The organism is Segatella copri DSM 18205, from assembly GCF_025151535.1.
In the GTDB taxonomy this organism is placed as follows: domain Bacteria; phylum Bacteroidota; class Bacteroidia; order Bacteroidales; family Bacteroidaceae; genus Prevotella; species Prevotella copri.
Genome location: NZ_CP102288.1, coordinates 2,192,337 through 2,215,385, shown reverse-complemented (window position 1 = coordinate 2,215,385; position 23,049 = coordinate 2,192,337). Strand labels below are relative to the sequence as shown.

At 41.1% G+C, this 23,049-nt stretch carries 25 protein-coding genes and 3 pseudogenes; 21 read left to right on the top strand and 7 right to left on the bottom strand.

Translation table 11 applies throughout. The features are described 5' to 3' along the window. Positions 1-35 precede the first annotated feature (35 nt). The gene (locus NQ544_RS09450; RefSeq protein WP_006849356.1) at positions 36-974 is read left to right on the top strand and encodes a M14 family metallopeptidase; all 939 of its coding nucleotides are present in this window, start codon (positions 36-38) and stop codon (positions 972-974) included. A gap of 28 nt (positions 975-1,002) precedes the next feature. Beyond that, positions 1,003-1,956, top strand: coding sequence for a transporter (locus NQ544_RS09445; protein ID WP_006849355.1), 954 nt, complete (start codon positions 1,003-1,005; stop codon positions 1,954-1,956). Between the two features lie 29 nt (positions 1,957-1,985). Here the strand turns inward: NQ544_RS09445 and NQ544_RS09440 are convergent. After that, positions 1,986-3,032: pseudogene (locus NQ544_RS09440) on the bottom strand (ISAon1 family transposase). Then, on the bottom strand, positions 2,998-3,378 hold the full coding sequence (locus NQ544_RS09435; RefSeq protein ID WP_006847878.1) for an ISAon1 family transposase N-terminal region protein: 381 nt from the start codon (positions 3,376-3,378) through the stop codon (positions 2,998-3,000). The pseudogene NQ544_RS09440 and the gene NQ544_RS09435 overlap by 35 nt, the downstream one beginning before the upstream one ends. Positions 3,379-3,464: 86 nt before the next feature. Here NQ544_RS09435 and NQ544_RS09430 point away from each other — a divergent pair, with 86 nt between their 5' ends. Together NQ544_RS09430 and NQ544_RS09425 are read left to right on the top strand one after the other, a co-directional pair. Beyond that, complete coding sequence (locus NQ544_RS09430; protein WP_155814081.1) at positions 3,465-3,848, top strand: type II toxin-antitoxin system antitoxin SocA domain-containing protein; 384 nt, start codon at positions 3,465-3,467, stop codon at positions 3,846-3,848. Next, complete coding sequence (locus NQ544_RS09425) at positions 3,845-4,681, top strand: hypothetical protein (RefSeq protein ID WP_006849351.1); 837 nt, start codon at positions 3,845-3,847, stop codon at positions 4,679-4,681. The genes NQ544_RS09430 and NQ544_RS09425 overlap by 4 nt, the downstream gene beginning before the upstream one ends. 1,293 nt (positions 4,682-5,974) lie before the next feature. Here NQ544_RS09425 and NQ544_RS09420 read toward each other — a convergent pair. The 3 genes from NQ544_RS09420 to NQ544_RS09410 form a co-directional block, all read right to left on the bottom strand. Then, the gene (locus NQ544_RS09420) at positions 5,975-6,871 is read right to left on the bottom strand and encodes a transposase (RefSeq protein WP_260113653.1); all 897 of its coding nucleotides are present in this window, start codon (positions 6,869-6,871) and stop codon (positions 5,975-5,977) included. A gap of 129 nt (positions 6,872-7,000) precedes the next feature. After that, entirely contained in the window at positions 7,001-7,441 is a 441-nt protein-coding gene (locus NQ544_RS09415) for an ISAon1 family transposase N-terminal region protein (protein WP_153151780.1), read from the bottom strand. Between the two features lie 217 nt (positions 7,442-7,658). After that, positions 7,659-7,829: a peptidoglycan recognition protein family protein gene (locus tag NQ544_RS09410; protein ID WP_422784791.1), complete on the bottom strand. Its 171-nt coding sequence runs from the start codon at positions 7,827-7,829 to the stop codon at positions 7,659-7,661. 47 nt (positions 7,830-7,876) lie between these two features. Here NQ544_RS09410 and NQ544_RS09405 point away from each other — a divergent pair, with 47 nt between their 5' ends. Together NQ544_RS09405 and NQ544_RS09400 are read left to right on the top strand one after the other, a co-directional pair. Beyond that, positions 7,877-8,257: an ISAon1 family transposase N-terminal region protein gene (locus NQ544_RS09405; RefSeq protein WP_006847878.1), complete on the top strand. Its 381-nt coding sequence runs from the start codon at positions 7,877-7,879 to the stop codon at positions 8,255-8,257. Next, positions 8,223-9,266: pseudogene (locus NQ544_RS09400) on the top strand (ISAon1 family transposase). The gene NQ544_RS09405 and the pseudogene NQ544_RS09400 overlap by 35 nt, the downstream one beginning before the upstream one ends. Positions 9,267-9,292: 26 nt before the next feature. Here NQ544_RS09400 and NQ544_RS09395 read toward each other — a convergent pair. Continuing rightward, positions 9,293-9,499: pseudogene (locus tag NQ544_RS09395) on the bottom strand (IS982 family transposase); the annotation flags it as partial. 144 nt (positions 9,500-9,643) lie between these two features. Here NQ544_RS09395 and NQ544_RS09390 point away from each other — a divergent pair. The 9 genes from NQ544_RS09390 (at position 9,644) to NQ544_RS09350 (ending at position 15,910) form a co-directional block, all read left to right on the top strand. Further along, on the top strand, positions 9,644-9,931 hold the full coding sequence (locus NQ544_RS09390) for a hypothetical protein (RefSeq protein ID WP_050758673.1): 288 nt from the start codon (positions 9,644-9,646) through the stop codon (positions 9,929-9,931). 75 nt (positions 9,932-10,006) lie between these two features. Next, the gene (locus tag NQ544_RS09385) at positions 10,007-10,447 is read left to right on the top strand and encodes an ISAon1 family transposase N-terminal region protein (RefSeq protein ID WP_006849278.1); all 441 of its coding nucleotides are present in this window, start codon (positions 10,007-10,009) and stop codon (positions 10,445-10,447) included. After that, positions 10,425-10,559, top strand: a complete 135-nt coding sequence (locus NQ544_RS09380) for a hypothetical protein (protein WP_260113652.1) — start codon at positions 10,425-10,427, stop codon at positions 10,557-10,559. Before NQ544_RS09385 ends, NQ544_RS09380 begins: the two co-directional genes overlap by 23 nt. Before the next feature lie 14 nt (positions 10,560-10,573). Beyond that, positions 10,574-11,467, top strand: a complete 894-nt coding sequence (locus NQ544_RS09375; RefSeq protein WP_260113651.1) for a transposase — start codon at positions 10,574-10,576, stop codon at positions 11,465-11,467. 159 nt (positions 11,468-11,626) lie between these two features. Continuing rightward, the gene (locus NQ544_RS09370) at positions 11,627-12,223 is read left to right on the top strand and encodes a hypothetical protein (RefSeq protein ID WP_228023678.1); all 597 of its coding nucleotides are present in this window, start codon (positions 11,627-11,629) and stop codon (positions 12,221-12,223) included. Positions 12,224-12,233: 10 nt separating this feature from the next. Continuing rightward, a complete protein-coding gene (locus tag NQ544_RS09365; protein WP_006849474.1) occupies positions 12,234-12,665 on the top strand; it encodes an acyltransferase in 432 nt (143 codons plus the stop codon). 123 nt (positions 12,666-12,788) lie between these two features. After that, positions 12,789-13,922 (top strand): glycosyltransferase, encoded by a 1,134-nt coding sequence (locus NQ544_RS09360; RefSeq protein ID WP_040553911.1) that lies wholly within the window; start codon positions 12,789-12,791, stop codon positions 13,920-13,922. Further along, positions 13,900-15,006 carry a glycosyltransferase family 4 protein gene (locus NQ544_RS09355; RefSeq protein WP_006849472.1) on the top strand — a complete coding sequence of 369 codons (1,107 nt, stop codon included), beginning with the start codon at positions 13,900-13,902 and terminating at the stop codon, positions 15,004-15,006. The genes NQ544_RS09360 and NQ544_RS09355 overlap by 23 nt, the downstream gene beginning before the upstream one ends. Position 15,007: 1 nt before the next feature. Beyond that, entirely contained in the window at positions 15,008-15,910 is a 903-nt protein-coding gene (locus NQ544_RS09350) for a glycosyltransferase (protein WP_006849471.1), read from the top strand. Here the strand turns inward: NQ544_RS09350 and tnpC are convergent. After that, positions 15,879-17,354, bottom strand: coding sequence for an IS66 family transposase (gene tnpC / locus NQ544_RS09345; RefSeq protein ID WP_153134078.1), 1,476 nt, complete (start codon positions 17,352-17,354; stop codon positions 15,879-15,881). The genes NQ544_RS09350 and tnpC overlap by 32 nt on opposite strands. A gap of 350 nt (positions 17,355-17,704) precedes the next feature. Here tnpC and NQ544_RS09340 point away from each other — a divergent pair, with 350 nt between their 5' ends. The 6 genes from NQ544_RS09340 (at position 17,705) to NQ544_RS09320 (ending at position 22,911) form a co-directional block, all read left to right on the top strand. Then, entirely contained in the window at positions 17,705-18,007 is a 303-nt protein-coding gene (locus NQ544_RS09340; RefSeq protein ID WP_167529956.1) for a glycosyltransferase, read from the top strand. A 1-nt stretch (position 18,008) separates the two neighbouring features. After that, complete coding sequence (locus NQ544_RS09335; RefSeq protein WP_006849468.1) at positions 18,009-19,694, top strand: hypothetical protein; 1,686 nt, start codon at positions 18,009-18,011, stop codon at positions 19,692-19,694. Then, positions 19,691-20,569, top strand: coding sequence for a decaprenyl-phosphate phosphoribosyltransferase (locus NQ544_RS09330; protein ID WP_006849467.1), 879 nt, complete (start codon positions 19,691-19,693; stop codon positions 20,567-20,569). Before NQ544_RS09335 ends, NQ544_RS09330 begins: the two co-directional genes overlap by 4 nt. Before the next feature lie 4 nt (positions 20,570-20,573). Continuing rightward, positions 20,574-21,125: an acyltransferase family protein gene (locus NQ544_RS13960; RefSeq protein ID WP_006849466.1), complete on the top strand. Its 552-nt coding sequence runs from the start codon at positions 20,574-20,576 to the stop codon at positions 21,123-21,125. An 80-nt stretch (positions 21,126-21,205) separates the two neighbouring features. Beyond that, complete coding sequence (locus NQ544_RS09325; protein WP_260113650.1) at positions 21,206-22,663, top strand: transposase; 1,458 nt, start codon at positions 21,206-21,208, stop codon at positions 22,661-22,663. After that, positions 22,660-22,911, top strand: coding sequence for a transposase (locus NQ544_RS09320; protein WP_260113649.1), 252 nt, complete (start codon positions 22,660-22,662; stop codon positions 22,909-22,911). Before NQ544_RS09325 ends, NQ544_RS09320 begins: the two co-directional genes overlap by 4 nt. Positions 22,912-23,049 lie beyond the last annotated feature (138 nt).

Below are 23,049 nucleotides of genomic sequence, written 5' to 3'. Positions count from 1 at the left end.
GTTTTTGTACTGAGTGAGATTTTTTATAATTCGAGATGAAGAAAGAGACATTATTCAGCATGAAGTCACCTTATCGTGACGATTTCAATATTGACGGTTTCCTCTTTGGCAGCGGCGAGAAGACGCTTGCCATAGTGGGTGCCATGCGAGGTGACGAGATTCAGCAACAATATATCTGCGCCAGGATGGTGGTGGTTTTGAAGGATTTGGAGCGCAAGGGCAGGATAGCCGACGGCAAGAGCATCCTGGTGATTCCATCGTGCAACCCTTTTTCCATGAACGTGAGCAAGCGTTTCTGGGCGATGGACGGCACTGATATCAACCGCATGTTTCCGGGCTACGACAAGGGTGAAACTACCCAGCGTATCGCTGCTGCCCTGTTTGAGCAGATAAAAGATTATAAATATGGTATCCAGATGGCAAGTTTTTACATACCGGGCAATTTCGTGCCGCATGTCAGAATGCTGCAGACGGGTTATGAAGACGTACAGACCGCCAGTCATTTCGGTTTGCCTTTTGTAACCATCCGCAAGCCGTTGCCTTATGATACCACGCTTCTCAACTACAACTGGCAGATTTGGGGCTGCAAGGCGTTTTCGCTTTATGCCGGACAGACCAACTATGTGGAGGACGGTACCAGCATGCAGAGCGTGGAGGCTATCCTGCGATTCCTGAGCAAGGAAGGAATCATTTCCTACAAGAACAAGAGTGCCGGCTATGAATCGGTGGTGCTCAACGAAAAGGACCTCTGCAATGTGATAGCCCGGAGGGCAGGCATCTTCTATCGCCTGAAGAACATCGGAATGCAGGTGACTGAGGGCGAGGTGCTGGCACGCATTCTCAACCCATACGATAGCAGTGTATTGGAAGAGGTGAAGGCACCCGTGAACGGCGAGATCTTCTTTGCCCACAACAAGCCGCTGGTTTTGGAGCATGCCATCCTCTACCGCATCATCAGGGAAGAGGAGAGTTAAGGAGTTTTTTCAGAAAAGATTGTATTCTATGAGATTAGTGAGATTTTTAAAGGATTGGACATTGCCGGTTTCTATCGGTCTCGGCATCATCATCTATTTTGTCTTTGCCGAGATTCCCGAGTTGGAACCGGTGTGCGAGTGGTTTCTGCCGCTGAGTCGTCCTATCCTGCCATCGTTTATGTTTCTCATCCTCTTCACCGTCTTCTGCAAGGTTGATTTCAAGAAGTTGCGACCTGTGAAGTGGCAGATGTGGGTGGCGATTCAGCAGGTAGTCTTTGTTTTGTTGATTGTTGGTTTAATCCTTGTTTTTCATATTCATGGCGAGCCTTTGGTTCTTTTAGAGGCTATTCTTGCCTGTGTTATCGGTCCCTGTGCTGCTGCCAGTTCGGTGATTACTGCCAAACTGGGAGGCTGCATGGAGCAGATGACTACATACACATTCATTTCAAATTTTGTAACTGCTATCCTGATACCAGTCTGTTTTCCTTTGATAGAGAAGGGTGAGCATCTCACCTTTCTCTCTGCTTTTCTTGGTATTCTGTACCAGGTATGTATTGTATTGGTAGTTCCGATGGTCTTGGCGTTTGTGGTAAAGCACACCTGTCATCGTTTCCACCGTTGGCTGATAGGTATCAAGGATTTGAGTTTCTATCTCTGGGGCGGTTCGCTGGTGCTTGTGGCTGGCACTACGATGCGCAACATCATGCATGCCAACACCTCGCTGCTGTTTGTGGGCGTCATCGCCATCCTGGGTCTGGTGCTCAGCATCATCCAGTTTGCCACCGGCCGTTTCATCGGTCATTATTTCGACAGTGTGGTGGAGTCGGGCCAGGCATTGGGGCAGAAGAACACCCCATTCGCCATTTGGGCAGCATCAGCCTACTTGAATCCTCTTTCCACGGTGGGGCCAGGCTGTTATGTGCTTTGGCAGAACTTGATCAATTCTTTCGAACTGTGGCATTATCAGAAGAAGCATGGGTGATTTCCGGGTCACCAGTAAAAGTGTGTGGATTAGGCATAGATCTTCATTAGTCTGAAGAGAAAGAACTTACGGTCAATAATACCTCTGAGTTGTGCTCTGAAATGCTTGATCTTTGCATTGAGGGATTCTGCTGATGCATTGGTAGAGCGATTGACAAAATAGTTAAGGATCTCATCCTCACGGTCGTACATGGCGGCAGCAATATCATTGAACGATTTGTTGCCGAAATCACCGACCTTCGAGTACCATGAATGCAGGCTGACAGCACCTTGCTCCTTAGTACACCTCTGCGAGAATATCATTCGAAGAGAGTGGGTAAGCGAGAAAGCCGTCTTTATGTCCGGAAACTCACGGAACAGTATTTCTGCACGTTCCTTCTGTGTGCCTGTCCATTTCTCGGGTGACATCATAAGTAGCCCCTTACTGCGTGCAAGGAGTTCTGCACGAGTCTCTCCGTTCTCAAGTCTTTCGGGATAGTACCTTGCATTGCGCCTTATGGCATTGCCCTCCTCATCCACAAATGGACCATCGTTCTCCTGCAGCTGGCGCATCATCAGACGGTGCTCTTCCCTAGCATTGGCATCAAGTGTCATCTGCTCACGCCTATACTCTCTGCGTACCTCTTGCAAGGCTTCAAGACAAAACTGCTGATGATGGAACCGGTCGAGCGTACGCATAGCCTTCGGAAAGCATGTCTCTACTATGTTGTGCATACTCTCAGAGAAGTCGAGAGTAACCTCTTCCACGCTCATTCTCAACGCTTACGGTATCTTCATCAATGCCTTTATGACATCCTTTGCCTTAGTGCCCTTGACTACAGCAATAAGGCATCCCTTGCGACCATGTGCATCCTTGTTCGAGGCTATTGTGTATACCTCTCCCGTGGACAAGCATGTCTCATCTATGCTGACGTGAGGACTTATGTTCTCCGGGAAGATGAGCCACTCGTCAGCATGGCCTAGTTCAGACCATTCACGATAGCCGCTTAGGTGGTCCTTGTAGGCTCTGCCATACTCATCACCGTCTATGTGATAGTCATCCTCAAACGAACGGGCCGTTATAGGGCGCGTCTCCAAACGCTTCTTTTAAAAAATCCGCCAACTCGGTTGAGCAGCGGGTGGACTCCTGAATGAGATTGCATTCGGTCATCACGTTGTGACCATCTGCATCAAGCCATCTGCGACGGCGCACGTGAAGCAGTACTTCCTGACCTCTAATCGGAAAGTCGTGAAACACACTTTCGCGTGTAAATCCATTGGGGCGCAGGTCTTCTCCGTCGTCAGGTTTCTGCTCGTTCTCATCGAGATAAAGGTGAATCACCTGTGTGTCACCTTTCTTCTCGACACGTACAGTCTTCAAGTCAAACCAGTCAAGCATGCGGGCTGGCAATAGGCATTCCGCTAAGAGTCTATACTGTTCCATTTTCTTCTAACGTTTACTCTATAAACGTACACCTGCTTGCTTTTATTGTGCTATGCTATCCACACGCTTTTGCAAGTGACCCGATTTTGCTTTATTTTATGCAGCGTGAGTGTATAGTTCAAACAGGGAGCCCTCTGTTTGAAGCAATATTTTATGCTCATACTCTCGGACCATATATTCCGGAAGTTCATGCCGCATATATATCAAATTCATTGCATGATGTTTTGCCGTCAAGCATTATAGAAGAATATAAGACCATTTTTGATAGTGTTTTCGAACTGTTATCTGCAAAGAAAACAAGAAGTTTGAGCAATCTTATTCATGGTGAAGATTCTTGGAAACGTGCCATGATGCAAGGAGAGGGTACATCAATGGATATCCAGGACATCAAAGAAGATGCCGCCCGTTTCCGAGTAAGACGTTTCTTGTTAACTAACTTGGAACAATTCCACAAACCAGTTTACGCATGAAGATAACAGAATCACAATTGGAATTGCTCAGAAGTTTAAAGTGTGAGCGACTCTCGTCAAAACCGGAAAATTTCTCATTGATAGATGATTTCTACAATACTCGTAACAATAGTCTTGTAGATACTTTGCAAGGAGATGCTTATGATGATGATGAGAATAATCGAATTGCTTATTACATAGTGAAAACTGTGGATGATAAAATTCTTTTTTTCTTTTCACTAAAATGTGGTTTGCTTTATGATGAATTCATTGAGGGTGACCGTTTGAAAGAGATACAATATTTTTATGATACGATTCTCCGCATGAGTTTGGATGAAACACAGTCTGTAGAAAACAAGAAGGCGATAGCTTCTATTCTTGAAAGCGTTCGTTCAAAGAAGGGTATTAAGAAAGAGGATGTTGCGAGAGTTTTGCATTTGTCAGTTGATTCAGATGAATTCTCCAAGATATTTGGTAACAATCTAAAGAATGTAGTCAAAACATTCCCTGGAGTTGAGTTGGTTCATTTTTGTGCGAATGATGCTCATCGTGAAGTGTGGGATGGATATGGTTTACCTCAGAATTTGGGAACAACTGTATTTTGGTATTTTATAGTACCAAAGATATTGGAAATGTTGAAAATAGTAGGTTGTGAATATGTTTTCTTATTTGCTGCCGACTTGACTCCTTATGAAGAGCTGATACGCTATTATTCAGATCAGTTGAAGTTTGAAAAGGCAGATGAGCATTGTGTTGCCATTCCGATGTATGATTTCACTTGTCAATTTATGAGTCAGAAGACTTGTGAATTAGAGGGAAAAAGAAAACAATTCTTTGAAGAGTTTAATGATTAATCCTCTATATCAAGGTTCTCCAACATGCCTTTATGAGGGTAATTGCAAGCCGCCCCCAATCAGCAAGCTATAGTAAGGCGGTCCCAATCAGCATGCTGTCCCCAGGCGGTCCCATCCCGCACAATCATGGCGAGGGCTTTGATGCCCCGCCAACCTTATAGCGTAGCGGTTCCGAGCACCGAGTAGGGCGGTTACATCCCTAATCCCTATGGTAGGGATTTAGGGCTTGGGTATAGGGTAAGGACCCCCTCTTCGCAAGAGGGGGACAGGGGAGTCGAAAAAATACAATAATTAATAAGGAGATTACGTTATGAACATAGAAGAGAAAAAAGCAGATAAGGAAGCAGAATCATTTTGTGTGTTGTAATGTTTAGTCATAAGCCAAGCATAGGTTAATAAATACAATATTCCTCATTCGAGTGGCGACAAGTGCAGAGCGATACTGCAATGAGGAACAAAATAAAATAAAACACCATCGTATTCCGCACAACTCAAAGATCTGCGTCATCAGCGAAATCCGCGTGCCCTTAATCCCCCAGACCGCACAGGTCTAAGAAATCTGTGTTAATCTGTGCAATCTGTGGGACATTAGATGGAATAAACTCCTCATTCGATTGACGACCAGTGCAGAGCGATACTGCAATGAGGAACAAAATAGTAGGTTGATAACCTATAAATTGATTAGGTAATGAAGATTTTTACTTAATTCCTTGGTGTTTACGTCAGAAAGTAGTATCTTTGCAGCATTCTTTAATATAGGAGGTTATACAATGATTGAGATAAAAGAAACATTAGTTATTAAAAGCGATTCCCCAAAGGTAGCAGAGTGGGTGAAGCGTATGAAGGCATATAAGGCAGCTCAGCTCCAAGATATGGTCGGTACAGTATTATCGTAACAGGCTTTTTACTAGTTTGTTTTATAAGCTTCAAGGGTTATTAGATATGAATGTTGTTGATTTACCAATTTGCATTGATGCTTGTGGTAACGATATGTATATTCATATAATGGTACGCGAAGAACAATTGGATGTTGCTAAGAGAATCAAGCAAGACGTGCTTGATGGTTTTAGCAAATAGAGCATTGCTCTTCTGTTCCATTTGGGAACATATGGTCAATGGCGGTCATAAGATTTCTGCCATAACCCTGATGGGCACCTCCCCCGAGGTAATCCTCTCAAAAGTAGAATAAAGCAAATATTCCTCATTCGAGCGACGACAAGTGCAGAGCGATACTGCGATGAGGAGCAAAAATAGGCTCAGGTGCGGAAGTCCGTGGATGGCCCACCAGGCATGTTAACCGAAGATCATCATCATACGGTACATGAAGAAAGGAAAGTCTGCTACTCCTCTCACCTGCGCCCGAAATCCCTTCATCTTTGAGTTGAGAGATTCTGCAGAAGCATTGGTAGAACGATTGTTGAAGTAATTCAATACATACTCCTCCTTCTCCTTTATAGTGTCACGTACTGCGATTAGCTCTCTGATGTGGCTTCTGCCTATATTCTTGTACCACGCATGTAATGCCTTCTTGGCCTTCTTGCGGCTCTGCTTCTTCTTGAAGATGTTTCTCAATGCGCAGACCAAACCATAGCCGGTCTTGATTCGGTTATCCAGTTCGAAGAGAATCTTCATGCCTTTCTTCTGCCAGTCCGTCCAGTCATTGCCGCTCTTGAGCAGAGGGTAGCGTACATGAGTCAACAGTTCCACCTTAGTCTCACCATTGGCAAGTATCTCTGGCTGAAACTTCTCATTCTTGCGCTTTCGCGGCCTTCCAAGGGTTTTGCCGTTCTTGCTCTTCTTTGGTTTGTGGTTCTTCGCATAGTATGCCCTCGCCTTGCGTCTTGCCTGCACAAGTTTCTTGAACTTGCTTTCCTGCATATTCCTCTCCGTGACGGCAGCACGCTTGAGTTTCATGCGCATCTCCTCAAGACCTTTGCCTGCAAGCTGCATGATATGAAAGCAGTCTATGACAATCTCCGCATTGGGGAATACCTGCTTGATGATGCCCATCATGCTGTCGGAGAAATCCATCGTGACTTCCTTCACTGCAAGACGTTTCTCTTCCGGTATAGCCATGAGTCGCATTGCCACTTCTGCAATGGTAGTCCCCTTGACAGCTGCGATGAGCGTACCACGCTTACCATGGCCTTCCTTGTTGGAGAGGAATGTAAAGAGGTCATTGTGCAGCATACTCTCATCTATGCTTAGGTGCGTGCCCATATTGCGGGCGAAGAGCACCCACTCTGCGGCATGATCCTACGGTCCCAGTCTTCAAAGTCACTCAGGTGCTCCTTGTAGACACGGTTCAGGTACTTACCGTCAGTCCGGAAGAATCGCGCCACGCATTGGGCCGTCACTGGGTAGGTATCCAACCATTTCTTTTAAAAAAGCAGCGAACTCAATTGAGTAGCTGGTGCCGTCTGCAATAAGTGCAGGAGTATCTAACAGTTGGTTCTTCCCATCCTCCGTAAGCCATCTGCGACGGCGCACATGAAGGGCAACCTTGTGCTCACGCACAGGGAAGTCATTGAACACCCGGGGCTCAGTAAAGCCATTCGGCTTCAAATCATGCCACACATCATCGCGCAGGTCACGTTCGTCAAGATAGATATGAAGAATGCGGATTTCCGTATTCGTCTCATCGTATAGACCAGTGCACTCTTCATCGACATTGGTAACTTCAAAGGTATCAAGCATCCCTTTTGGAAGCATGTAGCGTACGAGTATCTCGTAGTCAAATTGGGTAGTCTTCTTTGCCATGATGCAAAGGTACTACTTTTTATTGGAAAACATGTACCGTGCGATGATAATCTTTTGGTTAACATGCCTGGTGGGCTATCCACGGACTTCCGCACCTGAGCCCAAAAATAACTTTTTTCAAAAAACTGATACGTGTAACTACTTGTTATATAGTGGTGACGCTGTAATGTTGATATACGAAAAAACTCCCCATCTGTTTTCAGATGAGGAGCATTTTCTAGAGATGGAAGTCGATTTCCTTCAGCCATTCCTTGACATCGAAGCAAGGACAGCTCTTGCGAACCCAGGGAAGGTCGCGATGACCTAGAATCTCGGCATCGGGATAGTCGAGGACGAGACTGTAGAGAAGGTCTGGGTCACTTGCAAAAGCGTGTGGATAGCATAGCACAATAAAAGCAAGCAGGTGTACGTTTATAGAGTAAACGTTAGAAGAAAATGGAACAGTATAGACTCTTAGCGGAATGCCTATTGCCAGCCCGCATGCTTGACTGGTTTGACTTGAAGACTGTACGTGTCGAGAAGAAAGGTGACACACAGGTGATTCACCTTTATCTCGATGAGAACGAGCAGAAACCTGACGACGGAGAAGACCTGCGCCCCAATGGATTTACACGCGAAAGTGTGTTTCACGACTTTCCGATTAGAGGTCAGGAAGTACTGCTTCACGTGCGCCGTCGCAGATGGCTTGATGCAGATGGTCACAACGTGATGACCGAATGCAATCTCATTCAGGAGTCCACCCGCTGCTCAACCGAGTTGGCGGATTTTTTAAAAGAAGCGTTTGGAGACGCGCCCTATAACGGCCCGTTCGTTTGAGGATGACTATCACATAGACGGTGATGAGTATGGCAGAGCCTACAAGGACCACCTAAGCGGCTATCGTGAATGGTCTGAACTAGGCCATGCTGACGAGTGGCTCATCTTCCCGGAGAACATAAGTCCTCACGTCAGCATAGATGAGACATGCTTGTCCACGGGAGAGGTATACACAATAGCCTCGAACAAGGATGCACATGGTCGCAAGGGATGCCTTATTGCTGTAGTCAAGGGCACTAAGGCAAAGGATGTCATAAAGGCATTGATGAAGATACCGAAGCGTTGAGAATGAGCGTGGAAGAGGTTACTCTCGACTTCTCTGAGAGTATGCACAACATAGTAGAGACATGCTTTCCGAAGGCTATGCGTACGCTCGACCGGTTCCATCATCAGCAGTTTTGTCTTGAAGCCTTGCAAGAGGTACGCAGAGAGTATAGGCGTGAGCAGATGACACTTGATGCCAATGCTAGGGAAGAGCACCGTCTGATGATGCGCCAGCTGCAGGAGAACGATGGTCCATTTGTGGATGAGGGGCAATGCCATAAGGCGCAATGCAAGGTACTATCCCGAAAGACTTGAGAACGGAGAGACTCGTGCAGAACTCCTTGCACGCAGTAAGGGGCTACTTATGATGTCACCCGAGAAATGGACAGGCACACAGAAGGAACGTGCAGAAATACTGTTCCGTGAGTTTCCGGACATAAAGACGGCTTTCTCGCTTACCCACTCTCTTCGAATGATATTCTCGCAGAGGTGTACTAAGGAGCAAGGTGCTGTCAGCCTGCATTCATGGTACTCGAAGGTCGGTGATTTCGGCAACAAATCGTTCAATGATATTGCTGCCGCCATGTACGACCGTGAGGATGAGATCCTTAACTATTTTGTCAATCGCTCTACCAATGCATCAGCAGAATCCCTCAATGCAAAGATCAAGCATTTCAGAGCACAACTCAGAGGTATTATTGACCGTAAGTTCTTTCTCTTCAGACTAATGAAGATCTATGCCTAATCCACACACTTTTACTGGTGACCCTAATAATGCTTGAAGTTTCGGAACGAGCCGAAATGGAAATACAGCAAAATCGTCATGATTTCACTATCAGATAAAGAGGCTTTACGTCGTCTGCGCTTTACTCCATCTTCACTCAAAAGCAATTTTCCTGCATTTTCAGCATCAAAAACTTTGTAAAATTCATCAATAATACAAAATAATTCTGTAACTTTGTCCTTGGTAATCTCCATAATGATATCTTTTTATGTTTGTAACTAATTGGATTTCAACTACAAAGATACAAAAAATATCGGAGATTACCAACTTTTTTAGGCACTATTTCTTATCCCGAACTGAGGTAATATAATGCAATGAAGTTAACTACAATTAAATCAATGAACGCAATTCAGCCTTCTTGGCGAATTGTTAGAGAATGGGATGAAATTTTAGCGTCAGAATTACATTTGCGTCTCAAAAGTGAAAACAAATTTACTAGATTTGTTAAATTTAATCTTATAAATAAGAATGGTTTTGCAAATTTTGTAAATAAGTTGGTGTTTAAAAGTAATAAGTTGTCATTGATGTATGTAATGACGGCTGAAACCCGCCCTACGTGTTTTGTTAATAAAAATACTATACCTGTCATCATAGATTTTGGCTCAGGTGCGGAAGTCCGTGGATAGCCCAGCAGACATGTAAACCAAAAGATTATCATCGCACGGTACATGTTTTCCAATAAAAAGTAGTACCTTTGCATCATGGCAAAGAAGACTACCCAATTTGACTACGAGATACTCGTACGCTACATGCTTCCAAAAGGGATGCTTGACACCTTTGAAGTTACCAATGTCGATGAAGAGTGCACTGGTCTATACGATGAGACGAATACGGAAATCCGCATTCTTCATATCAATCTTGACGAACGTGACCTGCGCGATGATATGTGGCATGATTTGAAGCCGAATGGCTTTACTGAGCCCCGGGTGTTCAATGACTTCCCTGTGCGTGAGCACAAGGTTGCCCTTCATGTGCGCCGTCGCAGATGGCTTACGGAGGATGGGAAGAACCAACTGTTAGATACTCCTGCACTTATTGCAGACGGCACCAGCTACTCAATTGAGTTCGCTGCTTTTTTAAAAGAAATGGTTGGATACCTACCCAGTGACGGCCCAATGCGTGGCGCGATTCTTCCGGACTGACGGTAAGTACCTGAACCGTGTCTACAAGGAGCACCTGAGTGACTTTGAAGACTGGGACGAAGGATCATGCCGCAGAGTGGGTGCTCTTCGCCGAATATGGGCACGCACCTAAGCATAGATGAGAGTATGCTGCACAATGACCTCTTTACATTCCTCTCCAACAAGGAAGGCCATGGTAAGCGTGGTACGCTCATCGCAGCTGTCAAGGGGACTACCATTGCAGAAGTGGCAATGCGACTCATGGCTATACCGGAAGAGAAACGTCTTGCAGTGAAGGAAGTCACGATGGATTTCTCCGACAGCATGATGGGCATCATCAAGCAGGTATTCCCCAATGCGGAGATTGTCATAGACTGCTTTCATATCATGCAGCTTGCAGGCAAAGGTCTTGAGGAGATGCGCATGAAACTCAAGCGTGCTGCCGTCACGGAGAGGAATATGCAGGAAAGCAAGTTCAAGAAACTTGTGCAGGCAAGACGCAAGGCGAGGGCATACTATGCGAAGAACCACAAACCAAAGAAGAGCAAGAACGGCAAAACCCTTGGAAGGCCGCGAAAGCGCAAGAATGAGAAGTTTCAGCCAGAGATACTTGCCAATGGTGAGACTAAGGTGGAACTGTTGACTCATGTACGCTACCCTCTGCTCAAGAGCGGCAATGACTGGACGGACTGGCAGAAGAAAGGCATGAAGATTCTCTTCGAACTGGATAACCGAATCAAGACCGGCTATGGTTTGGTCTGCGCATTGAGAAACATCTTCAAGAAGAAGCAGAGCCGCAAGAAGGCCAAGAAGGCATTACATGCGTGGTACAAGAATATAGGCAGAAGCCACATCAGAGAGCTAATCGCAGTACGTGACACTATAAAGGAGAAGGAGGAGTATGTATTGAATTACTTCAACAATCGTTCAACCAATGCTTCTGCAGAATCTCTCAACTCAAAGATGAAGGGATTTCGGGCGCAGGTGAGAGGAGTAGCAGACTTGACTTTCTTCATGTACCGTATGATGATCTTCGGTTAACATGCCTGCTGGGCTATCCACGGACTTCCGCACCTGAGCCTAGATTTTTGGTTAAAGGAATCTGAGTTAGATGATTTTTATTTAGCCTATAAAGATGTGCCCTTGGTGCTGGTAACAAATTTAGAGGTCTATAGGTTCTTAAAAGAACATAGATGTCCCTTGAACATAGAGCATTGGGCTTTGTCTTATCCAGATAGATATAAGGTAAATAAGGACAATGAAAAAAAATATGAATTTTGTGTTTTTGGTAGACCTAATCCTTTCTTTATAAGGATGTTAGATAAGTATGCGTCTTTGCATGATGATTTTACTTATATAATGAATAATGGAGATATTGAAAATCGTCAATATATAGATCATAGAGGAAATATTGTCGCTAAAGATACCGGCAGAAGTTCATATCTAGATATGATTAGCAAGACAAAAATTTCTTGTTATACTACGCCTGGAATTGATGAGGCTAAAAAGGAATCTTCTTGTTTTAACCAAGTTACTCCTAGACTCTTTGAAATGTTATGTAATGGTTGTATGGTAATAGGACATTATCCTGATTCTGATGATACTTTGTGGTATAATTTAAAAAGTATAGTACCAGAAGTTGATTCTTATGAAGATTTTGAAAAGGTTTTGGATGATTTGCGTGCTAAATCTTTTGATTACGAGAAAGTTTCTTCTTTTATAAAAAAACATTACACTTCTGCCCGTGCAAAAGAATTGATGTCAATTTTGAACAAATATAATATCTCAATAAATTAATGAGTACAATATGGGAATAATTTTAAAAATTTCACAGAAAATATTTAATTATCGAATAAAACATTGCTCTTTGGAGAAAAGATTGGAATTAATGAGAAATAAATTCTTTTTTTGTGGCAATAATATTAAGTTATATACTCATTATTTTGGGACAGAACCTTATCTAATTAGTATTCATGACAATGTGACTTGTGCTGCAGACGTGAAATTTATAAATCATGATGTTAGCGTATGGAATGTATCTCGGTTTCTAGGAAAGCCACATATTTCTCTGGATAAAGTAGGAGCTATTGAATTGTATGAAAATTCTTTTGTGGGGGCTTTCTCGATATTAATGCCAAATACTTCTATAGGAAGAAATAGTATATTAGCTGCTGGAAGTGTGCTAACAAAACATATTCCAGCAGGTGAGGTATGGGGGGCATTCCTGCAAAATTTATAATGACGATGGACGAATATTCTCGCAAAGTTTTGGAGACCTCCAATGCGTATCCTTGGACACAAACTCCGGGTGTCTCAGAGGGTGAACTTATTATACAGAAACAGAAATATTTTTTTAGTCATAGTGAATAAGAACGTATTATTATTGGCAGATACCTCATATGCAGGGATGGGACCATATGTTGCTAATATAGTAAACTCTTTTAGCAGCACAGATGATATTAGATTTTTCTTAGTAGAAAACGAACAGAAATTTTATACAGATCAGATTAAACTTGATCTGCGTTCAAAAGCTACTTTTTTTCTTAAACCAGAAAATAAAGTAAAGTCATTATTTCATTTGGTATTTCCGATTTATCCGCCATATTATAGCAATCTAATTGATGATTGTAAAAAGTATCACATTAAGTTTGTCCATATTCTAACTGGTAGTTGTCATCCTCAATTACTTGTTGGGTTGCATAAACATGGTATCAAAGTTTTGAATACCGTACATGATTTGCATCCTCATGAAGCAAAAAAGAGTTTTTTGCAAATGTTAAAGCATCATTTGTTTTACCATAGAGTATATCAAGTTCTAAAGTTGAGCGATGCTTTTGTTACGAATAGCATAGTGCAGAAAAAAGAATTAGAGGCAAAAAACTCCAAGCTTTCATTCTATCACGATTTCCCCTCATTAGTTACAGAGAGCATAATTAGGGGACGCAAAAAGCCGAAGGAACTGTCTTATGATAATTATATATTGTTCTTTGGTAGAATAGAGGAATATAAAGGTGTTGAATTATTATATAATGCTTTTTATAATAGTAATCTTTGTTCTAAGGAACGCTTGGTTATTGCGGGAAATGGAACGATTGCGTTTCAACGTAAAGAAGATGAAACAGAAAAGCATATCTTAGTAATTAATAGATTTATTGATGACTCTGAAGTTCAGTATTTGTATTCCCATGCGAAATGTGTTGTTTACCCTTATTTGTCAGCTACGCAGTCTGGAGTACTATCTTTGGCTTACTATTTTAATGTACCAGTTTTATGTTCAGATGTCCCTTTCTTTAAATCTATAATAGAATACTCACAGGGAGGGATGTTGTTTAAACATGGTGATAAGATGGATTTGATGGTCCAATTATCTTTTTTATGTAATGCAGATAATTCTAAAATGAAAATGAATCAGGCTGCTTATTATAATGATTATTGCCAAATTGATAAGATACATAAAAAAATGTTGAGCATTTATGAAAGTTTTATTTATTCATAATACTTTGCCGGAATATCGGTTAGAGTTTTTTAAGGAGCTGTCCAAGCAAGTAGAATTACATATAGCTGTTACCGATATACAGTTAGCAAACTCAGTTTATGGGTTGTCTTTTAAAAAAGATATACCTATAGGTATGGTATTGGTAAATCGCCCTAAAGATATTCTTGGGGTTATGGATAGTAATGAATTTAATGTGGTTGTGTTCCCACCAATAGATACAATTTACCAGTTTGTTGTTGCTTTTTTTGCATACAAAAAGTGCTTACAAAAAAAAATCCCCTTTGTTTATTGGTCAGAAAAGTGGGAAGCTCCTCTAGGCAGTCAGCCATTCAAAAAACGCATAAAGAATTGGCTTCACATGAAAATGATAACCTTTTATGCAAAAAAGGCTAATTTATGTGTTGCGTCAGGTAGCAAGGCTCGTGAATATCTTGTAACTTATGGAGTAGATAAACAGAATATTGTCTATGCCTATGATAGTAGTACATCTCCCAGTTGTGATGAGAATACTAGTATAAGAGAAAAATATGGGTTTTCTCAGAATTCTAAAATAGTGTTATATTTAGGGAGACTTATTGAGCGTAAAGGAATTATGAACTTGATAAATGCTTTTAAATTTGTTAAGAATCAACTTCCAAGTGCATATTTACTAATATGTGGTGAAGGAGAAATGCTAAAGAAATGCAAAGATTATGTAGCTGAAACGAATTTAGAAAACGTAATCTTTGCAGGAAAGATAGAACCTTCTAATCGAAGTTTGTATTATCAACAATCAGACCTTTTTGTACTACCTAGTTATCCTTTTCAAGGAATTATAGAGGCTTGGGGACTAACTGTAAATGAAGCTTTAGAACAAGGAACTCCAGTCATTGCTACAGATTCAGTGGGAGCTGCCTACGATTTGGCAAATGGTCGAGAATGCGTTATGGTTCCATCTGGTGATGATATTGCTTTGGGTAAGGCTATTGTTGATATGTTAATAGCAGAAAAACCTGTAGAAGAAAGTAAAAAACTTTATTCTCAATTTAGTGTACGTCAAATGGCAAGTCAATTTGCTAGTGCTTTATTGAAAATCTCTAATTAAAATGAATATTCTGTTTACATTAAAAAGTTTTGCTGTAGGAGGGGTTGAAAAAGTTACTCTTCAGTTGGCAAATAAATTCAAAGAAGAAGGGCATCATGTGTTAGTCTTTGCTTTATGCAGCCCAACATTAGGTGAGTCTAGTCATCATGTGCTGCAAGGAATTGACATATATATCGGAAACGGGGGTAAAGTGTCAAAATATAACATTGATGCTTATTCTTCAATAGTAGCTTCTTTTTCTCCGGATGTTATAATAAACCAGTGGGGACAAAATTTTTATCCTTTAAGGTTGATAAGAAAGGTTGTTGACCAGGACAAAATAAAAGTTATAACAGTGTTGCATTGTTCACCTAAAATGAACGGCCGCTTGTATACATTAATTCGGACTTTGACTGATAGTTGTAATTTATGGGAACGTATGGTAATAAAAGGGAAACTATTTCTAACACGTATTGCTTCTAAATTATGTCTCACTTATAATTATGTGTACAGTGATTGTTTTGTATTGCTTTCAGAAAGTTTTATAGATGATTTCAAAGAATATGTATATTTAAAAAACTATCGAAAACTAAAAGTTATTCATAATCCTATTACAACTTTGGAGCAGACAAATTCTGATTCTTTAGCAAAGGACAATATTGCATTGTTTGTTGGGAGAATTGATGAGAATAAAAATGTTTCTAGAATAATTGAAGTTTGGAATAAATTGAAACGTTGTAACTCTGAATGGACTTTACGCATAATAGGCGATGGTGCGGAGTTGCAGAATGTAAAGCGTAAAGCCTCTATGTATAATTTATGTAATGTGGAATTTTTAGGTTTCCAAGATCCTCGTAACTACTCAGCACCCCCTATGGGCATGAGTAATCGTCTTACTGTTGTACTACAGCAAGAATTGCATTGAATTTAGAATTTCCGTTCTTCATAGCAGTTTCAGCAATGGAGTGCAACTTGGCAAAATCATCGGCACCGCTGTCTGTTCGGAAGCAACCGCTGACTTTCTGCTTTATCTTGATTTTCCTAACTCCCCGCTCACTGGCATTGTTCTCGTAAGGCACACTTGGATTGGAGAGAAAGGTAAATAGGTAGTCTTTGACTTTAAGGATACCCCTCTTGAATTTCTCAAACTCGTTATCTAAATGCGTGAGGCTTTCACCCAAGAGGTTCTTCATCTTTGTCTTCAGTACCTTTATCTTTCTAGAGGTAATGTTGTCCTCTCTTCTGAGATTTATAGAGTGTTCTATCAGATGGATGAATCTCCGTGACCAGTTCTGGTTTGGATCCAGTTCGTTCAGATACTCTGCATTCCTAAGAAGATGAGCCAGGCAGACCTGATGGTCCTTAACATTCATCCTGAAGTAGCTCTGATGTCTGTCAGTCACAAGTGTCGAATAGGGAAGTCCCTTTGGAAACTTGGAATCTATGGCCTTCTGACCTCGCGATTCTGACTGGAACACGTATGTAAGCAGGTCGTTCTGGAATATCCAGTTCCAATGCAGATGCTTTCCTACCGTAGCACCAGTTTCATCGGCTCCTACGACTGACGCTGTTTCCAGCCTCTTGCGTATTTCCTCATATGCACAGTCTGCCTTGCCGCTATTCTCTTTGAGTATGTTCTGCACTGTTCCCTCACTTATATTCTGGCCGGACAGGTCGGATATAAGTTCTGCAATCCTTTTGAACGGAATACACTGCACTACATTAAGGTATGTCACCAGTGCACGGAGGTTGTCACCATACTTGATACGACAGTTGGGAGCTTCGCAGTTGTTTACGCAACCGCATTCACAGACCTTCTCGTAATACTGTTCCTCGCAGGTCTCTACGACCACCTTGATATCAACAATCTGTGTCTTACGGATCTTCTGGCATGGTATATCAATCAAGAGCCGACCACAACATTTACAATAGACGGGTTCGTGCTTTACAATTACGTCTGGTTCTGCTATAGTCTGCAGTGTGTGACCCTTGTGACCAGGCTGTCCACCGCTCGGCTTTCCGCTTGGCTTGCGAAGAGACTTGGTCCTGCGCAGCTCACGGGAAGCGATACTTTCTTGGGATGGAGGGATACTGCTGTTACTGCTGTTTTTCTCGGGCTTTCCTGGTGTACTTGATGTATCGTCATCAGCACCCTCGAGTTCCTTGATGCGCTTTTTAGCAACGGCTAGTTCAGCCTTTGTGGAAGCAAGTTCTGTCTTTAGATTATGTATCTCCACGTCCTTCTGGTTAATGACACGGTTGAGACGTCCGATCTCCTCAGTCTTCTCGGAGTCGGACTTCTCAAGTTTGCGCAGACGCTGGTTTATCTGGCGCAAAACAACATCTATGTCAGTACAGTCGCTTGCCATTTTTTGGTGCAAAGATAAGCATTTATCTCCACATGGCAAAATCACGATTTACATCCCTTAACGCAGACTTTTGACTTACGGGGAATGCAAAAACGCATCTCCTGGCAGATAATCTGTTGAAGGGCGATAATAGACAAAGGAGACATGTTGGAGGCATCATCGGAAAAGAACTCGTTAAATGAACTGTTTTAAACAGCCTACGTCCTCATCGACTCAATCATTAAAAAGTTTGTAATGATGAAGAAAATAAGCAAAATCAAGTTTATGCTTTATTAACGAGAAGTTTTCTATAGGGGTGCTGAGTAGTTACAGATCCTCTATCATCATATAAAAAAGCTAAAATCTTATTCTTGACTTCTGATTTTGAAGGAGTACCTTTAGTTGTTATGGAGGCTATGAATAATTCATGCGTTCCAATCGTTTATGGTAGTTTTTCTTCTATATATGATGTTATAGAAAATGGAATAGATGGTTTAATTATTAAGCCAGTTCTAGGTACTTTTTCAGCAGAGCAAATGGCTTTGCAAACAAAAGTTTTGCTAACAGATGAGTCAAAATTACAACATATGTCAAATTCTGCATATTCAAAGAGTTTGGTGTATAGTATGAGTAATATTTATAGAGAATGGTTAATCTTATTTGAAAATAATTAATATGAAGTATGTTCAACTTGGGGCATTTACATTTTTACTAATGCCTATACTGATTTTACTTATGGCAGGAATGTCATGGGTTTTAAAATTAGAAATCTTCTGTTATATTTTTCCTATATCCTTAGTGATTTGTTTAGGATTATCTCTTGCATATTCTAAAGCTAAAGGTTGTATAGTAAAATTGTTTCCTTGTTGTGTGATTCTTGGATTGACGCTTATAGCTTTATTTTGCTATTTACTCAAAGATCCAGCCTTCGATAGCAATTGGTATCATCAACCAGGTATTTATCTACTAAGTCATGGTTGGAATCCTATCTATGAGCATCACTCCATGAAACTTGTGGACGAATCATCTAGAATGTGGGTAGATCACTATGCAAAAGGGCAAGAGACTATTTGTGCATCTATTGTCGCTTTTACTGGAAATATGGAGATGGGAAAGCTTGGTAATTTCTTTCTTCCTTTGTCCTCTTTATTCTTCACTATCTTGGCTTTGAGTAAAGTATTTGAAGATTGGAGTAAGAAAAAGGTCGGCATTTTGGCTTTTGTGATCGCATTCCCGCCCGTTATCTGGAATCAGGTTTTGAGCTACTATATTGACTTCAACCTCTATTCTATAGTGTTGATAGCATTCTGCTCAATGATTCTTTATCGGGAGGATAAGGTGAAGTTCTTGACGATATTCGTATGCCTGCTGGCGTTGGCTATATCTGTTAAGTTTAATATGTTGATGTGGTTTGGATTGCTTTACCTAAGTTTCATTGTGTATTTCTGGAAGCAAGGCAAACGTGGAATGGTTGGTAAAATCGTTAGCTATGGGATAGGGGCGACAATCGTCTCCATCCTTACATTCTCTTTTAATCCATACATCACGAATACAATGGATCATCATTCGCCTGTTTATCCGCTTATGGGGGGTCAAGCTAATGTTGATATCATGTCGATAGTGGAGCCTGAGTCGTTTGATAAATATAATAATTTGGAGAAAATTCTTGTTGCGGATTTCTCTAGACCGACTACTGGCTCCCAGAGTCAAGTTTATCAATTTCCATACGGAGGATATCCTCTGAAAAATCTTACTGCTTGTGGCTCTGTAGATGCAAAGCTTGGTGGAGCTGGATTGTTCTGGATAGATGCGTTGTTGTTGGCTTTATTGGTGTTCGGTTTCGCAAGAGGGCATAAGACGAAGCGAGGAAAGGGGATGATTGCTCTATCTTTGGCTTTCTTTGCCACTCAGTTCTTGGTACCTGGCGGTTGGTTCTATCGCTATGTTAGCTATATCTACTTGGTGCCAATACTCTTGTTGATGGCTACAGAAGGGAAATTGTTGGGTAAGAATATTGTTCGTCTAAGAAAGCTTACTTATGGCTTATTGCTAATCAATTGTTTGGTAGCAATGGGAGCAACTCTTGCTACTACCATAGTTGCTAACCAAATAGAAGACTATTATGTAAAATGCATCAACCACTCGGATAAATCATGCTATAGTTCTGATTTGTATGGTTTTGTACGTAAGATAGAACCTGCTAAGCGGATTTTAGGTTTAAGTAAGCCTTCAAATACGATGGAGCAGATTCCTCTGTTGCCAACGAGAGTAAGAATCTATATTGATTATAGCGCACTGAATCGTGATGTAAAGACTAATTTCATACAAGAATTATTATTGAAGAAAGGAGTTCTGAAATGAAAAACTTAATCTTGCTTCTTCGCCCTCAACAATGGGTAAAGAATACATTTATCTTCTTGCCTTTGTTCTTTCATGGGGATTTAGCAAATGTCCAGATGTTGCTAAATGCGGTAATAGCATTCTTCTGTTATAGCTTTGCGGCTAGTAGCATATATTGTTTTAATGATATATATGATGTAGCCGCTGATAGAAAGCATCCTGAGAAATGTAAACGTCCTATTGCATCTGGTGCTATTAGTATTCCTCAAGCTTATGGATTAATGGCGTTGATGCTATTTCTTTCTTTAAATCTTGCGTTTTGGACTCTTGGAAATTCCAGTATGCAGGTGATTGGTGTTATTTGCTTCTATTATCTGATGAATATAGCCTATTGTGTAAAGCTTAAGCAAATAGCCTTAGTAGATGTTTTCATCATAGCAATTGGTTTTGTCCTTCGTGTTATTTTAGGTGGTGTTGTCAATGATATCATTCTCTCTCATTGGATAGTTCTAATGACTTTCTTGTTAGCATTGTTCCTTGCTTTCGCTAAGAGAAGAGATGATGTTGTATTGTATCAAGAAACGGGAGTGTTGCCAAGAAAAAATGTCAACCGCTATAACTTGGACTTTATGAATCAGGCTTTGACCATTGTTTCGGCAGTTACTTTGGTTGCTTATGTAATGTATACTGTTTCTGATGATGTTATGAAGCAGTTTAATTCTCATTATATTTACCTTACTACAGTGTTTGTCTTGGCTGGTATATTGAGATACTTGCAGATTACAATCGTAGATGTTAAAAGTGGAAGTCCGACCAAGGTATTGATGAAAGATAGATTTGTTCAGTTGTGTATTGTTGGTTGGGTTATTTCTTTTTTGATACTAATATATCTGTAAAGCTATGGAAAGAGATAAGCAATTAGACTTGTATAGGGGATTATCAATGATATACGTGGTGTGTTTCATTCATGTAATCTATTGGCTAAAAATAGGATCGGAACCTATTCTGTCATTAATGCTCTTTGAAATGCCTCTAATTTTCTTTATATCAGGTGCATCATTGTCCTTTAATAAGGGGCATCGTAGTTTGAAGAAAACAATATGGAGTCGCATAAAGCGTGTTGTTTTGCCGTACTATATTTATGCAGTTGTAATGGTTGCAATAGTTGCAGTTTTATCAATAGTATGGCATTACTGGTTGCCTAATATCATAAGCCTGTTTGGAGAAAAGGTAGCAACCAAGTATATGTTTAACATTTCTACATATTCTTGGAATGATATATGGAGTATCCTTTCATTTTCTGGAATTCCACAGTCGCCTTGTGTTTGGCATCTATGGTTTATTCTACCTTATTTGGTGTTGTCGTGTTCTTTTGAAATGCAGAAAAGAATATTGACAAAAGTGAATAGGGGAGATTGTCTGAAAACCCATAGCAGCCAAAATGTCTCCTAATATTTCTTATTGTTAACACTTTATCTTTGGTTTTCTCGAAATATTTTCGTAACTTTGTAGCTATCAAACATTTATCGCTTATGAAGTACATTAAAGGTGAAGATAGAAGACAATACGTATTGTTTCCGGCTTGTCTGGACGAGTACATCGAGCAGGATAATCCCGTTCGCTACATTGATGCGTTTGTAGATAGCCAGGATTTAGAAGAACTCGGCTTCAATCATACTAAACGTGAGACTCCTGGAAATGGTGGACGACCTTCATATGCCCCTTCAGACATATTGAAACTACTCATTTATGGTTATTTCAATTCTATCCGTTCTTCTCGAAAGTTGGCCAAAGCGTGCGTTGTCAATATCGAGGTTATGTGGCTTTTAAGCAAGGTAACCCCTGACTTTCGTACAGTTTCTGATTTCCGAAAGGATAATTTGAAGCCTATCAAGAAAGTTTTTAAATCATTGAATAAGCAGTTGGATTCCTTTGGACTCTTCAGCCATTCTTACTTATCTATTGATGGTAGTAAGTTCAAGGCTGTAAATTCTAAGGATAACAACTTTACTCTCAATAAGCTTGATGATCGTATTGCCCGTCTTGAAGCGCATGAGCGTCAGTACTTGGAGGATTTGGAAAAGAATGACTTCGATGATGAACGTAAGCTTGGCAGGGATGAAACCGAGCTTAATCTGGAGGTGGTTCAGAAGCGTCAGGCGGATTACAAAGAATATCGTAATCAACTGGAGGAAAGTGGAGAGAAACAACTTTCACTCACAGATCCTGATTCTAAGTTGATGAAGTTCAATGACGGTTTTAACGTTGGCTATAATGTACAGACAGCCGTCGAGGCAGACAGTCATCTGATAGCCACCTACAATGTTACCACCAATCCTACTGATCATGGCGAAATTACGGAAACACTGACTGAGGCCAAGAATGATTTGGAACATGAAATAGTAGAAGTTGTTGCCGACAAGGGTTATCAAGATCCAAAAGACATGGCAAACGCTTTGGCTGCCGGAATCATCCCTAATGTAATACAGCGAGATGGCGATGATGTTGCTGAAGTAGAGTTTGAATATGTAGAAGCTACCGTAACAGATGATATGCTAAACAGCAAAAAGCCCGAGAATCTCGAAACTTGCCTTAAGGCTGGCAAAATACCGACTGCCTATGCAGGCATCCTTGACTCTCCCCAAATTGGTGTTCGTAAATCCTACGAATGTACGGCATCAAGTAATATAAAGGAAATGTCTGATGAGGAACTCAAACAGCTTGCGCTGCAAGGCTACTTTGTCAGAGATGCTGCTAAGAATTTAGTGTATTGTCCGCAGGGCTCTATATTACGTCAAAAGTCCTTAAAGAAGGATGGCCGTATCCGTTATTGCAATAAGTTGGCTTGCAAAAAATGCTCGCATAAGTGTACTAAAGCAGCATTTAAAGAAGCAGACTTCAACAAGGATACTCTCGTGATGAAAGCTCAGAATTACAAGGTAGACTCCAGTAATCATCAGGAAGACCATAACCTCCTAAGACTAAGATGAAACGAGAAGTTAAAGAACACAAGATTGTGACATACAAACTTCATTTAGACAAGAAGAAGATGGCGCAAAGAATGTGTCTCTCAGAACATCCTTTTGGAACGATGAAGAGAACCTTAGGGGCGTATTATTTTTTATTGAAAACGAAGGTTAAGGTGGAGGCCGAAATGGCCCTCATCTGCCTCTCCTATAACATGCGTAGAGCCATCTCTATGCTTGGCGTTCCACAATTGATCGCAAAGATGGCATAAGGGGAAGAAGGAGGTCCCCACAACTTAATTTTTAGACCTCCTATCACTTATTTTCGCTCGATTTGAGCACATCAATTATGAATTTTATTAGAAATCGAAATTTTAGAGCTGGTCCCCAGACTAGCTTAGAGGGCTTTA

Excerpts from the sequence above, each read along its gene's own strand:
- NQ544_RS09450 (WP_006849356.1), top strand. The coding sequence starts at position 36 with ATGAAGAAAGAGACATTATTCAGCATGAAGTCACCTTATCGTGACGAT.
- NQ544_RS09445 (WP_006849355.1), top strand. The coding sequence starts at position 1,003 with ATGAGATTAGTGAGATTTTTAAAGGATTGGACATTGCCGGTTTCTATC.
- NQ544_RS09435 (WP_006847878.1), bottom strand. The coding sequence starts at position 3,378 with ATGGAACAGTATAGACTCTTAGCGGAATGCCTATTGCCAGCCCGCATG.
- NQ544_RS09425 (WP_006849351.1), top strand. The coding sequence starts at position 3,845 with ATGAAGATAACAGAATCACAATTGGAATTGCTCAGAAGTTTAAAGTGT.
- NQ544_RS09420 (WP_260113653.1), bottom strand. The coding sequence starts at position 6,871 with ATGCTGCACAATGACCTCTTTACATTCCTCTCCAACAAGGAAGGCCAT.
- NQ544_RS09415 (WP_153151780.1), bottom strand. The coding sequence starts at position 7,441 with ATGGCAAAGAAGACTACCCAATTTGACTACGAGATACTCGTACGCTAC.
- NQ544_RS09405 (WP_006847878.1), top strand. The coding sequence starts at position 7,877 with ATGGAACAGTATAGACTCTTAGCGGAATGCCTATTGCCAGCCCGCATG.
- NQ544_RS09390 (WP_050758673.1), top strand. The coding sequence starts at position 9,644 with ATGAACGCAATTCAGCCTTCTTGGCGAATTGTTAGAGAATGGGATGAA.
- NQ544_RS09385 (WP_006849278.1), top strand. The coding sequence starts at position 10,007 with ATGGCAAAGAAGACTACCCAATTTGACTACGAGATACTCGTACGCTAC.
- NQ544_RS09375 (WP_260113651.1), top strand. The coding sequence starts at position 10,574 with ATGCTGCACAATGACCTCTTTACATTCCTCTCCAACAAGGAAGGCCAT.
- NQ544_RS09365 (WP_006849474.1), top strand. The coding sequence starts at position 12,234 with ATGGGAATAATTTTAAAAATTTCACAGAAAATATTTAATTATCGAATA.
- NQ544_RS09355 (WP_006849472.1), top strand. The coding sequence starts at position 13,900 with ATGAAAGTTTTATTTATTCATAATACTTTGCCGGAATATCGGTTAGAG.
- NQ544_RS09350 (WP_006849471.1), top strand. The coding sequence starts at position 15,008 with ATGAATATTCTGTTTACATTAAAAAGTTTTGCTGTAGGAGGGGTTGAA.
- tnpC (WP_153134078.1), bottom strand. The coding sequence starts at position 17,354 with ATGGCAAGCGACTGTACTGACATAGATGTTGTTTTGCGCCAGATAAAC.
- NQ544_RS09335 (WP_006849468.1), top strand. The coding sequence starts at position 18,009 with ATGAAGTATGTTCAACTTGGGGCATTTACATTTTTACTAATGCCTATA.
- NQ544_RS09330 (WP_006849467.1), top strand. The coding sequence starts at position 19,691 with ATGAAAAACTTAATCTTGCTTCTTCGCCCTCAACAATGGGTAAAGAAT.
- NQ544_RS13960 (WP_006849466.1), top strand. The coding sequence starts at position 20,574 with ATGGAAAGAGATAAGCAATTAGACTTGTATAGGGGATTATCAATGATA.
- NQ544_RS09325 (WP_260113650.1), top strand. The coding sequence starts at position 21,206 with ATGAAGTACATTAAAGGTGAAGATAGAAGACAATACGTATTGTTTCCG.
- NQ544_RS09320 (WP_260113649.1), top strand. The coding sequence starts at position 22,660 with ATGAAACGAGAAGTTAAAGAACACAAGATTGTGACATACAAACTTCAT.